A 13,833-nucleotide genomic window follows, 5' to 3' on the forward strand; every position below is an offset into this window, starting at 1 on the left:
TCTATTCAATCCATCCCGGATTTACAAAGAGCATAGAGAAAAAAGTTTACCCGATTCATATTATATATCAAATCAGACATTTCCATGCGATCCACTATTGCTCATTTTGTTAAGATACTGTTTCCATATCAAAAAGGCAATTATGCCTAACAGATTAAATAACAAAACCAAAATGACCCATAAATATTTATATGGTTTAGTAAGTTGATGACTTTTCAACACGACCAATATCCCAATCAACAAAATCAGAACATAAACAATTTCAAAAAACATTGGAGGCATAATCATAATTTTTATTCTCAATAATCATTAATATGCAGAAACTGTAACACTTCCCTTTCCCGCACTCTTATCGTATGTCCCTGAAGAATTAATAACATAAGAAAGGTTAAAGCCAACAACCTGAGTTATAGTTGCCTTAATTTTCCCCGTACTATTAAATGATATAGCATTTCCTGATACATAGCCACTCGCATAAGATTGAGAATACGTATAAACTGATAATCCTGTTATATCTGTCATTACTGTTACATTTTTGTTATCTTCGATCAAAGTTACACTAAACCATGTAAGATTCCAAATCCAATCACTGAATGAATAAATTTCACTACGTGTTTTAGCAAGCGGCACACTAGGTTTCTGCTCTTTAGTAGAATAAAACATACAGCCATTTTCTTCTTTATCCTTATACATCTTTAATTCAACAGGGTGTTCTCTAAGTTGTTTTATATCACGAAACAATTCTTCAATTTCTTCTAATGACATCTCATTTTCAGTTTTTTCTGAAGGATTAATCTCAAAGAAATCGACGTTTACATCATATTTTTCAGCTAATGATGCAATCTTTGTTTTAACTTCTTCCTTCTTAACTTCTGAATTAGCATCAAACTCTTCATTTGTACATGCAATTATTACTACCATAGTAACAACTAAATAAAATAAACCTTTCATATTCATAATGTTTTTATTTAAAATAATAAATCAACTATATCATATTGCTCCGAATATACCTTCTAAAAGACATTAAGATTCTAATTATTCCTTTTCCAACAACCTGATAAAATAGGCACCTACTACAGTACGCCCCGTAAATCCTACTATAGTTTTCCCATCCGTATTTATCAAATCAGCCATTGGTGTGCGATCTGTAGTCTCATTCATAAACTTATGAAGCGGCAACATAAGCTTACGGAATTGCATACGGTCAGCACTCAACGAAGCAGTCCATACTGTCCAATCCACTTTCGTATAACTATGTCTGCTATCCAACGGACATCCAAACTCATTCATCTTAGTAAGATAGAAATCCGTCTCTTTCTGAATAACTCTCTCCGGGAAAAGATTCAAGCCAAGCAGCCTGTCCCACACCAGATTATACTTCATCCCCCAACTATCCGGTTGGTCAAAAGCCAGTCGGTAATGGTCACCCGCATAAGCAGCCATTTCCCATTCTTTAGCCATCTCACCGGCAGCATTCATATACTTCTCCGCTTCTTCTTTCTTATTCAGCATTTCTGCCAGACGTGCATACGCTGCAATACCCAAAACACCTTTGGCGGATAAATTAGCATGATGAGGGCAGTTCCCTGCAAAATTATCTGTAGTAAGCTGATCACCGGTATCCGTGCCGTTTTCCAATAAATACTCAGCCCATTGAGTCAATGTCTTCCAATGCTTTTCTGCATACGAAGCATTCTTTTCCATTTTAGCAATAGCAGCAGTCATTATCAATCCGTTTCCTGCTTCTTCTACAGGCATATCACCACCTATCGTCTGCCCGTTTACGATAGGATATCCTCCTAAATCATGCGGAGGAAATGGCTTTCCCCATTTCCCGCTTTCACTATAATAAAAGAACGGATTAAGCATCGCTTTTACCAAATCGGGATTGTAGCGAAGATATAGTGGTGAAGCCGGATAATATTCATCCACCGGACCTACCTGCGGAGTAAAATAAAGCAATTCTCCATCCGAATCTTCAGACATCTGGAAAGCGGATACAGACTGACGATAAGCCAAAGCACAGAGTTCAGCATATTCTTTTCCTCCGGCAAGGTAAGCATCCGCCATCAATTGACGGTCAAAAGCATAACATTTTGCCATCACTTCTTTATAATCTTTCTCTGCATCTGCATACAAATCTTCTATGCTTGATTTTCCGTCTTTATTCCAATAAGGTCTTAAGTCCTCGCCGAAATAAGCCATTGTATACAGTCCGTCAAAGGCTGCAGTGAGATGTTGCGGGAAATCGCTGTTCATATCCAGCTTCTGTGCAAATGCAGCATAGCGTTTCTCGGCAGACTTTCTCATTTGTTTCAGATCTCCCTCTTTCATAAAGTATGCCCTCATTTCGGCTGCATCCCCCTGTGCACAGGTCACGTCATCCTTTGTTCCCAGATAGAAATATCCCCATGACCGTCCATCTTTCTCTTTATCCACCCATAATTTCTGATTTTCCTGTCCGGTCTTCATCAGAGCCAGTCCATCCTTTTCATATATTTGTGTAGATTGTCCGGCACGAAATGCCTTGTGCGGGTCTATTTCAAAATAAACAGCAACATCATGTTCTTTGCCATCCAATGCTTTAGCCTGATAAGAGATATAATTGACCGGACGGGCAAGTGTCTCCAGATCGTCCAACAGATAAGGAGCGGTAAAGCTAAGTTTCAGTTCTACATCTCCACATTCGAAGGTATAATGTGTTTGGGTTGCTTGCACATCGACAGACGTTTGTTCAGCTTCCCTCAATTCTGCATATAGTCCGAAGTCAACCAATGCACCTCCCATACGATTCTCACAATGAGCGGCAATCACGGCTTTCCCATCTTTCATAGTTTCTGCAATAGAATCCGGGATATTTACTCTGAGATCACTTTTCCACTCATATCCCGTGCTGACCAGTTGCATTCCATTCACATACAATTGAAATACATCATCATGGGAATAGCGTAAATACAGTTGCTTGTTTTTCACCAACGCCGGGTCGAATGTCAGTTCGCGCCTCACCCATATATTAGGTGAGAACCAGGGAGTATGCACATTTCGTTGATCATCCGTGCCGAAGGCCGCCTGTCCTTCTGTCCATGTTGTATCGTCAAACTCTTTGGCTTCCCAATTTTCCTGAGGTTGCTCCATAGTATATCTTCCCGTCCACTCTTTTTCATAAGAGATGGGGGCTACCTTTTCCACCGGCATAGTCGGTTCCTCGGCAAAGAGTCCGAAGTCTACCAATCCTCCTCCCACACGATTCTCACAATGAGCGGCAATCAACGCTTTTCCACTTTTCATTGTTTGCAGAATTGAGTCCGGGACTTCCACTTTAAAGTTTGCTCCCCAGTCATATCCGGTATTCACCAATTGCTTCCCATTGATGTACAATTGAAATACATCGTCATGAGAATAGCGCAAATAAATCTTTTTATGCTCCAGAAGATACGGATCAACTTCAACCTCTCTTCGTACCCAAATATTAGAAGAAGTCCATTGTGTTCTTGCTTCCCACATGCCAGGCGTGCCAAATGCCCCTTCTGACAATTGCCAGTACTTGTCATCAAAATCCGGTTGCTCCCATCCTTCATCAGGAACTAATGAAGTGAACTTTCCTTCCCACTTTTCATGGTCAAGCGCCATCGGAGCGATAGCTTGCATCGGCAGTTCTTTACTACCCATAAAACGGTACATAGCACCGTCTACCCGTAAGAAGCCAACAAAAGGAAGTTGTGTGCTGCCGCCAAAAGTCATATTCTGTTTGTTCAGTTCATCCGTCATAGACCAAAGTTTCACATGCGGATGCAAAGTTAATAACGGATAAGCAGGCGCACGAAGGTCACTTTTAGTAGTTTCATCAGAGTAAGGAGTACTTTTGCAAGCTGCCAATACTGCTATTAGCAGATAAATGAATGTTTTATTCATTAGTGTTTTATAAATTCTCATTCGGTTACTATATTTATTTCTATTATCACACAATAAACAATCCGTAGATTCCTAAATGCACAAGCGAAGTGATTGACAACAACCGTATTAATTCCATATTCATTCTAGTTTTATAGACATATTCATTTTTTGTATTTCTCTTTCCATTTCTCTTTTCATCATCCTAATAGTAGTTGTCTTAATTTTCATCGGTTTGCTAATAACGGCCTCAGCCATAGCAAGCGATCGTTCTTTTTCACCATTCGTTTTGTATAAATGGAATAGTTTATAAAGAGGTAGAAAGCGCGAAGGGCACATCATAGATGCACTATTATAATATTTTTCCGCCAGTTCAGGTTTGTTAAGCTGCTGGTAATTTTCCCCAATTATTAACTCTAAATCATAATCTGCCCAATATTGACGACATTTTAAAGCCACTTCTAGACTTTCGGTATATTGCTTCATTTCTTGAAGAACAGCAGCATAATTATAGAGAAAATAGGGATTACTCACAAACATCTTTTCTAATCTCTCATAGGTTGGAAGAGTTTCATTATATGACTTACATAACGCTAGCGTAGAAGCTTTTCCCCAGTCTAATTCTGCTTGAATACGTTCGAACAATTTACTACTCCCGAAAAGAGAATATGTAAGTATGAACATACAAGCTATTTTCTTTATTAGGATATTAGAAAATAAAGGTTTGATATATTCACTAGTTATTATGAATATGCTTAAAAATGTCACAACCCAAACGAAAGGATATGCAAATGGATAAGAAAAGAACGAGAATATTCCTATTGAAGACAAAGAATAAAAGGCTATTTGCTTTTCTACACTTGGATTCTTCCTATAGCAATATATAATTATTACCATCAATAACAACAATACTAATAAACCAATAATCCCAAAATTTAAAAGAAGTCCAAGATATTCATTAAATGGTTGTTTCACATTATCTGCCAACATAGAAAAACGGCTTTGTCCGCATTGCTTAAAGAAATTTGCCTGATAATCCATATAGTGCGCTTCGAAACTACCCAACCCATGACCTATCCAAGGAGCATCTTTTACCATATTTATACCACATTGCCAAATCAGCAGTCTACCATCGGCTGAGTTTTTCTTCATCCAATAGCAACCAAACAACAATAATATCAGACTGCTACATAATAATAGATACTTCCAAATTCTTTTCTGTTTAAGCTTTTGAAACAAAAATATCGCAATTACTATTGCAACACTAATAATTCCAGCTCTTGAATATGATAGTACAATTGCTATTACAACAATAATCCCTAAAAAACATACTAGATACCGTATTTGCTTATTTTCATTTAATAATTGGAATACAACAAAAAAGGGTAAACTGACACAAAGACAAGCAGAAAATCCCGTAGGATTTTCAAAACTCCCCATTATCTTATAAAAAGTATTAAAGGTGGTTATATTAAAACATTGAGACAGACCATATATTGCTTGTAAACTAGAAACAATAACAATACTCATCCCAGCCAATCGTGTATCAAATTTTACAGATTTTCCTAATAACATTCTAATTGAACAATATATTGTTATAATTAAAACAAATAAGATCGTATATAACCATTTAGAAACAATATAGGGATCGGTTATCTGGGTAGAATACATAAAAACACTACCAATGCAAAGAAGAGCAAAGCCGATTTGAGTAATACTCACTTTTGACATATAAAAACTCATTATTACTTAGGAATAAATAAAAAGTTGATTATAAACCACAAAACATTAAGTATTTATTCCTAAGTTTTCATCTACTTATTTTAACACATAACATGTCTTCTAAGCACATCCAAGACATTTAATAGAACCACAAGAAAGGCTAAAATGCTAGGAAGATATTCTTTCAAGCCTTTTTTCTTTTTAGGAACTTTACTTACTGTATAAAGAAAAAGAAAGACCCACATTAACACATAAACACCTGAAATATACCAGTCATTTATCAAATAATTATAGTTTCTATTAATTGTCATGAGCAATACAGATAGTATAGCTAAAACTATAAAGATATTATAATACCTCATTTAGCGATCTATAGCATTTGACAAACAATCATAATAACTACGATCAGCAAGAGTTGTTGCATAGTCATAGCCAGCAGAAGCACCAATAGCACAAAGACATACACCAAGCCCCCCCGTTGCACAAGAACAAAGGAGCATAGATGATAGATAAATAGCAGAAGCATAAGCGTAGTCTTCATCATATCTACGCTTACATTCCGCTTTAGTAACACCTCCTGCACTTTCACCCGGACTTTTTAGCAATAGATGTTGCATAGTATTCTGCGAATTATCAGAGAATCTAATAAAAACATTCATTTTTTCGGACTCATCTAACAACTTAAAACTTTTATTAGCTAATAGTTCCTGTCGTGCATTCTCTACCATTAAAGCCTCTTTTTCAATGTCAACCTTACTCACAAGTTCTATCATATAATCATCATTATTTAAGTTATTCATAAGTTCATCAAATTCTTCTGGAGTCAAAGTTGAAGTATATGATTTTAACTTCTCAGCAAGTAACATACAGTTCATTCCGTAATCTAATAATTCATCAGATTCGGCTATAGAATTGACAATTGTTGCACGATTATCCATTGATTCTAGGTTAGCTCTCATTTCTAATGATGAGTTGGGATTAGCAACAAAATCGTCATTCTCCGAACTACAACTTTGTGCAACTAACGCCACAAATAGAATCAATACTGATACGCTTAAAAAAAGGCTTTTCTTTCTCGAAATCATAATTTTAAAATTTAATCATTAATAATTATTTACTTATTAAACTTGTTCATCTTTACTAAATCATATATCGCTAGCTTAATAAATGACAATTAGCAAAATAAATCAAGTTTTTATTAAAATCATATCTGAATTTACTTCCAAATTTGTTCAGCTGCTGTATACACAAATATTCGTTCCTGTATTCCTCGTGTATTGTTACATAATAAAAGTAAAGCATTCACTGGAATTTTGATATAAATCAGCGAGTCCGCTTTAGACCTTTGGTCTCCAAGAGATTTCCAATTATTCCTCCTTGCACAATAGAATAACTCATAATCATCACCCGAACGAATATAGTTATCATAACTCCGAGGCGTATAAACAATTCTTCCTATCTGCTTAGGAGTTCCAAGATCAAGACCTGACCAACCACCGGAAGGTTCGATATAATCAAAAGAAGTTGTGACATCCCCATCAAATACATTTGTATACTCATGCGAACCATCTTTTTGAAAACATCCGGGAGTACCTATAACTTTACCTTTTAAAGAAGCGGTATCATTAGGAGTATAAAAAGCCGCCTCCGCAATATTACAGTGTGAATCTTTGGGACCTATATATCTGACATAGCGATACGATTTTGAAGAATACGATTGAACAACAGTCTGTAGTCTTTTCGGTTTCTCGTTTATCAAGTACAAGACTTCTTTTTCACGAAAATCAGGATCATTGCTTCCTTCAAATGTTCCGCCTATCATACGATTCAAAAACATCTCATCTGCCCGCAAAGTATATTTTGCAAACAAAGTAACATCCTGTACACTATCCGAAGGAGTGAAAAAATGAAACTCATTGGAAACATTTATTTCAAAAGGATCGGTCCAAAAACGAAGTCGTCCTCGCTCGTAAGTGGCAACCCGCATGACGGGTCCTTTTTGTATATCCGTAAAGACAATGTTTTTACCATCGAACTCTGTCCATGCAACAGGCTCCCAATCCATCCGTTTGCTGGCACATAGATAAGCAATTCTTGAACGTGGCTTACCTTTATATAGAGCGTCCTTTGGTATGTGGAGTTCTTTCTTGAAATCTTTGGTATAAGGGAAAGTAATATCTACGATATGCGGATCTTTGAAAAGAGGAACAATAGCAGTATCCAATTTCAGCATTTCTTCCTGCATAGCACGATTCAGACTAAAGGTATTGCGATAGACCTTTATCTTGGGCATTCCACACATTGCGTCTTTTCGTACTTCACTCACACCGTTAGGAAATTCATGATAATAAAGTATGCCATACTTATCTGAAAATGCTACCCATTGATGGCTATCATTCTCATCACCGCGAATCGGCATGAAATCAATTGAACACGGAATACCCAACGCACGACAAACATAAACGACAAAGTCTGAAAGTTCCCGGCAACTACCTGCTTTCAGTTGCGCAACTTCCGGTCCCACATGAGGAAGGCTGGCAGGAACGGCAGTAGTAAATACCACTCCTCCTTTACGAATTGAATCGAGCAAACAACGGGCTGCCACAATCGGGTCTTCTTTATCAAGTACTCCGGATGCACGTAAAGAATCGAGCAAAGGATTATACTTCTGATAAATAGATTCACGCCAGCTAGTCAAGGTCTCGTCACCAATACGATAAGGAAGAAGATATTCACAAAAATCTGCAAACGAAACATGTTTCCCCCATGGTTGTTCCTGCCACACCTTAAATGACCATTCAATATTATTACATAAATAAGCAGAATCAACAGTTTCAATATCTCTATAGGATTGCAAAGAATCTAAATACAATGCCCCATACATGTGACAAACAGAGTCAGCCACTACTTGGGGAGAAATCCCCAATCCACGTGTTTCCTGTAGTAAAGTATAGTAAGTAAGATATCGGTCCAACTGCTTGCCCTTATAATAGGTGTAATAAGGCATGTTCTCTATCAAAAAACAAGCGGCCTTATATTTCAAACTATCCGCCGGATCAGTTTTATAATGAGATAAGACCTTTTCCAGTTCCACACGGTTCTCTCCTGCCTGCTGAAGAGCGGTTTCAAGGAATGAAACCATTGGAGTGCATTTTTCTTTTTCAGCACATGAAAAGAAAAAGAGACTACCAATTGCTACGAGCAAAAAGACAGATACCAACTTTGTGAATATTTTCATAATTATCAGAAAAATAGAGATAAATGATTTCGTGTTATTTTTCTGCAAATTTACAAGTTCTTTTGCCATAGAAAAAGAGGGCGTTACACTCCTACAGCATGTAGAATGTGCCACAGGAGGATTACAGCGAGGATATTTTTTTATTTTCCCTAATATTGTAACAACCGAAATACCCCAAACTTTCCTTCTCTGACCACATATTATCCTTTTTTGAATGAATATTATCCTTTAAAGTGATACCAACATTCAGCCCTTTCAGATTTGACATCCTAATAGTATAGATCAAACGCTGTACATCTTTAGTTCAATCGTAGTACATCGTCTACTCCAACGTTGTACATCTTTTACTCAACTGATGTACAAGAATCAGACAACTTAAGTACTTCTCATTATCAAGTCTTGTACTTATCAGTAAGTAGTTAAGCTTAATTTTTTATTTCGGATAATAACGACTGGACTAAACCTTAACAACGAATGTGTTACACCAATAAGCTATCATATAGCGCCTGTGAGCTTTCTAGGAGCGATTCTCCTTCATATTTTACACTAAATTGTAACATCACAAACATGACCAAATTGACACTAGACCAAATATTTTCCTTTTATTGAATGATTATTATCCCTAAAATAAGTCTATTTTTCGTTACTTTGCATACACATTTAAATAAAACAGAATATGATCACAAAAAAGAAAAAATACACTTTGTATTATGTAATGGCATTAGCCTGCGGACTGGTAGCTTCCTTTTTTATTTATAGTTGTAGCGCAGACGGATATTACTCTGACGAAATAGAAAAAAACGAGGTAACTAATACACGTGCACTTTCATCAAAAATGATAAATAATGGAAGCACTCTTATTGATTCCATCGCCAGTTCAGATGAATTTTGGGAATTCGAAATGAGCTCCGAGCTTTTAGCTGATAAGTTTCATGAGTACACTTCTATTTTAAGTGAAGAAGAATATGACAAACTTATGGAAAATCTGAATGATGATGACTACGTGGAAGACTTCATGAGGAAAGCCAATCTAGAAAATGAACTACAGCAACTGGCAAAAGCTAAAGAAAACCTGATTAAACATACAAGATTTTTAAGATTAAGCGCAGATGAACGGACACAACTCTTTATACTATATGCAGAAAGTAACGAACTTACAAAAGTAAAACTCCTGAAAACACGCGAAGAAGGAGGAAGTACTAGTAGCTGTGAAGAACAAAAACAAGCGGCATATAAGCAGGCAAAAGCTGATTATGACAATGCTATCGCTAACTGTCAAAATGGTTCAATGCCATCTGGTTGCTTAACACAGGCAGCTGCAAAATATGACAGAAACAAAAGGATTGCCGACAGAGGATATGAGAATTGTATAAAAAAATAAAGCGTGAAATTAATTCGATATATAATTCTGTACAACTTAATGTGGTGCATCAGTATAGCGATGTGCTACTTAGATCGTTTTATTTACAACATAAATTATTCTCTTCAAGACTTCCTTATTACTTTCTTTGAACTTCTAGCATGGATTGTGCTCATAATCGGAGCCATCGACACATTCCCTCAAAACAAATATTCGAATAAACGCGTATGGTTTTACTATGCTATTATGGGAGGATTTATATCAGCAATCCATTCTTTTATAGGACTAATAAACATACTAGAGATTACCTAATGTAACTCCTGCAAAAAGGTTTCCATGTCCTCATCTTCTATACCTAAGCTCGCACGGACACGAGACCTCATGGCACGGCAAGCACCATCGCTAATATCAAAAATAGACAAGATTTCTTTCTTTGTTTTCCTCATCCTAATAAGTACGCAATATACAATATGACGTGGAGGAATTTTTATTTGCTTATCTTTTAACCAAACAAAAAAGTCAGGATCAATCGCACGGCATCCTTCTATTAATGTAAGGTTCTCACTGGCAGTTAATTGATATATAGATTGATTTTCTAAAAGTCTGCGCACAAATATGACGCCTTCCAACACAGGTGGAGGAGAAGACAGCAGTTCCTGAAGCCGTTTCTCTTGAAGAATTGTTTTTTGCCGTTCAATTTCCAATGAACGATAGAATGAGATAGACAACTTAACTATCCCTGCTATTGCCAAACCGACAATGACCAGCACAGGTAAAGTATAAGCAGATATTACAGGAGCCAATTCAACGTGAACCTCCTTAGGCATAACAACATAAATCTGATTTGCAACAATCAACAAAAAGGCAGCAATGCATTGCCAATCAGTTATCTCGGAGGGTAATCCAGATGTTCCTTTCTCACGAAGTGTCCATAGGAGTGCGCCCACAAAGAGAATCAGCCACGCAAAAAGATAAAAAGATGACGAGAATGCATCAACATACATTCCTGGGAAAAACATCTGAAACAGATAAGCAGCCAACAATACAAGGCAACAGAGCAAACCACCTGCCAACCTACTCTTTATAAAGTCAGCGAATTGTATTGTTACTCTTTTATTCATCGTATCTTATTTTAAACACTGCAAAGATAAAACATTCCCATTATACAAATCCATTAACAGGCTGTTTTATTTGAAACTACCAATAATATGATATAAACCATTCCTACTATCGCCCTAATATAAGAAACGAAAACAGGCTTCATCTTTTTTGCAATTACTTCATTTATAAATGAGCCGATCCCTAAAACAGCACATATCCCGACAAAAATAAAAACCACCAGCCTTGTCCAATAAATATGAGTCAATATATTCTCACCATTATATATACACATACCTAAAAAGACAATAGCGATTAAATATGTCAGATCAAAAATAAGGACTTTCATACTATTGCTTATTTACTTACCTTTGGCCTACATTGGAATTATAAAATAGGCTAAAGCAAGAAGTATTATAGATATAACGTATCCTATCTTCCAACATTTACTATGTCGAAATAAATAATTAAGTATAAACAAAACAATGAGCCAACCAAATACTATTTTATTTAAATCATAATGTTTCTCCAAAGGGTCCCAAATGTAAAGATACACATTTAGGGAAAACATAATAAGACCGATTATCCCAATAATTATGCGGCTCATTAAACTAGCTTTTCCTGTTTCATTCATAACATCAAATTTTATATTCATGTCTAATAATCTGTAAAGTGCACTTTCACTATATCACGCTGTTTTCTATTCCATTTTCAATATTATATTATCATTCTCCTCCTTCAGCATTTTTTTCAACCGATTATAGGTATCAAGTTTTCGATTCCACATATCCGGACTATCATCAACATGTGTCAATGCTATTGTATCTAACAGAGATTTATGGCTTTCTTCTGTGTCAGGCAGCGTAGCCTCATCAAACTCCGCAAATTCCACCTCTATTTCATCTCCTACTTCAAGCGTACCTCCATTCCATGTAACATGAACATCTCCAGGCATTTTCAAACCACCCACGTTCCAGTAAGCACCCTCATAACGTGTAATATTTACCATCAAGCTAACCCCGTTATCAGGGATGCCCGCTTTACAAACCTCATTCCCTCGTTTTATAATCAATCCTTTCATATCTTCTATATCAGTCCTTTTTCTTGCAGTTCAACCTTTAACCGTTCATACCACTGCTTTATTTCATACCTATCACAGTCCTTCATGGTCAAAACTGGTGCCACCTTATCAGTGTCAACAATTCTAATTAATACCTTATCACCAACTTCAGGTCTTCCGTCGAACCAGGTAAGGTAATGTAAAAGATCACTTCCCATTACCATAATCCGATCGGAAGAATATCCATGTAATAAGTTTACAAAAACCAAATTATCAGAAGCCACAGTAATCGGATCTTCATCATTTATGCGTATTTCTAAACCGATCATATCTTTTATTTATTACAAGATTTAATCAATAATAGACTTTCTTGTTTTCTCTGGAAAGTACCAAATAATCGTCCACTTTTACATCAAAATAAGACTTAGCTTTACCGTCATCATTGGAAGGCAACTCCTCTTTATCAGTCAGCGCCTCTATTATATCGATTTCCTTCACGTTCTTTTTCAATTTGGGGAACAACAGGCTGACATATATGTATTTACGATTGCAACCTTTAATAATCATCAACTTATCCATAGGTGCGCCACCATCGTATCCTCTCACCATGTATTCATCACCGGTTTTCTTATCTACTATTTTAAATCCCGGGCTATAGTACATCCATTGCCAGTCGAAATAGATGGGTTGCAGGAACGTAACTTTAGTATCATCTTTCCTTCTTTCAATAGAATGCAATAAAGGCTTTGTACCCATGCCATGCTCATAGGTTCTATCGGCAACGATCTCTATGCTATCTTTAGGAGCTGTATAAGCCGCATCAAATAACTTTTGATCGCGTGTCTTGGCCTGTTCGGCAGCGTCATCCCTTACCAACTCTCTTGATTTCTGAAGCTTCGGCATCATTTCCTGCACCATTTCCATTGACAGCTGTTGTATCATCGGCATTGATTCAGTTGCAACGGCAGTTGCAGTCTCCCCAAGTTTTCTTCCCGCAGGAGATTCATAAAAAGCAACCACTTTTTTCAGTTCATCCAATGTCATGTGTTGCTGGTAAATAGGAGCATATACTTCCATGACTTTATCTTCAATCTTCCGTGTCCATTTTGAAGCAAAATCTTTCCAATAAGCCTCATCTTGTTGGAAAGGCCCATTTTTCATACTCGCCATCAATTGAGACATTATAGCTTCAGAGGATGCCGAACTGCCGGAAAGCGTCATGATCTTTTTTAGTAAAGTTTTGTACTCGTCGGTCTGGTCTGAATTCTGAGCCGAAGCCGGTAAAATAGAAGTAAGCGATGTGGCTACGCAGATCACCATTAAGAAAAGGATTTTTTTCATCATATAATAGTTTTGTTGATGAAGTCAAGTTAACTTCATTGTGTTATACATTCTTACAAATATACTCTAATTATTATTAGAATACAAACAAATAACGGACATAATTATAAACTGCGGCAATTA

At 36.6% G+C, this 13,833-nt stretch carries 11 protein-coding genes; 1 reads left to right on the forward strand and 10 read right to left on the reverse strand.

Annotated elements, in window-relative coordinates:
• Positions 1-309: 309 nt before the first annotated feature.
• The 5 genes from DW640_RS10265 to DW640_RS10290 all read right to left on the reverse strand — a co-directional run bounded on the left by DW640_RS10265 (position 310) and on the right by DW640_RS10290 (position 8,851).
• On the reverse strand, positions 310-951 hold the full coding sequence (locus DW640_RS10265) for a hypothetical protein (protein ID WP_022472132.1): 642 nt from the start codon (positions 949-951) through the stop codon (positions 310-312).
• A gap of 84 nt (positions 952-1,035) precedes the next feature.
• Positions 1,036-3,912 (reverse strand): glutaminase family protein, encoded by a 2,877-nt coding sequence (locus DW640_RS10270; RefSeq protein WP_225018383.1) that lies wholly within the window; start codon positions 3,910-3,912, stop codon positions 1,036-1,038.
• Positions 3,913-4,032: 120 nt separating this feature from the next.
• A complete protein-coding gene (locus DW640_RS10275) occupies positions 4,033-5,622 on the reverse strand; it encodes an O-antigen ligase family protein (protein ID WP_008767151.1) in 1,590 nt (529 codons plus the stop codon).
• Positions 5,623-5,975: 353 nt separating this feature from the next.
• Positions 5,976-6,698, reverse strand: a complete 723-nt coding sequence (locus tag DW640_RS10285; protein ID WP_008767153.1) for a hypothetical protein — start codon at positions 6,696-6,698, stop codon at positions 5,976-5,978.
• Positions 6,699-6,829: 131 nt separating this feature from the next.
• Complete coding sequence (locus DW640_RS10290) at positions 6,830-8,851, reverse strand: transglutaminase domain-containing protein (protein WP_048698944.1); 2,022 nt, start codon at positions 8,849-8,851, stop codon at positions 6,830-6,832.
• 676 nt (positions 8,852-9,527) lie between these two features.
• Between DW640_RS10290 and DW640_RS10295 the strand changes: the two genes are divergently transcribed.
• Complete coding sequence (locus DW640_RS10295; RefSeq protein ID WP_048698920.1) at positions 9,528-10,232, forward strand: hypothetical protein; 705 nt, start codon at positions 9,528-9,530, stop codon at positions 10,230-10,232.
• A gap of 287 nt (positions 10,233-10,519) precedes the next feature.
• Here DW640_RS10295 and DW640_RS10305 read toward each other — a convergent pair whose 3' ends face one another.
• From DW640_RS10305 to DW640_RS10330, 5 genes are all read right to left on the reverse strand, one after another.
• On the reverse strand, positions 10,520-11,332 hold the full coding sequence (locus DW640_RS10305) for a hypothetical protein (RefSeq protein ID WP_055299909.1): 813 nt from the start codon (positions 11,330-11,332) through the stop codon (positions 10,520-10,522).
• 53 nt (positions 11,333-11,385) lie between these two features.
• The gene (locus tag DW640_RS10310) at positions 11,386-11,658 is read right to left on the reverse strand and encodes a hypothetical protein (protein ID WP_074858211.1); all 273 of its coding nucleotides are present in this window, start codon (positions 11,656-11,658) and stop codon (positions 11,386-11,388) included.
• Between the two features lie 351 nt (positions 11,659-12,009).
• Complete coding sequence (locus tag DW640_RS10320) at positions 12,010-12,390, reverse strand: hypothetical protein (protein ID WP_022472136.1); 381 nt, start codon at positions 12,388-12,390, stop codon at positions 12,010-12,012.
• Positions 12,391-12,395: 5 nt separating this feature from the next.
• The gene (locus tag DW640_RS10325) at positions 12,396-12,698 is read right to left on the reverse strand and encodes a hypothetical protein (RefSeq protein WP_008762497.1); all 303 of its coding nucleotides are present in this window, start codon (positions 12,696-12,698) and stop codon (positions 12,396-12,398) included.
• Between the two features lie 25 nt (positions 12,699-12,723).
• Positions 12,724-13,713, reverse strand: a complete 990-nt coding sequence (locus DW640_RS10330; protein ID WP_080669356.1) for a DUF2059 domain-containing protein — start codon at positions 13,711-13,713, stop codon at positions 12,724-12,726.
• Positions 13,714-13,833: the final 120 nt, after the last annotated feature.

Source organism: Bacteroides sp. AM23-12 (assembly GCF_003434395.1).
Taxonomy (GTDB): Bacteria; Bacteroidota; Bacteroidia; order Bacteroidales; family Bacteroidaceae; genus Bacteroides; species Bacteroides thetaiotaomicron.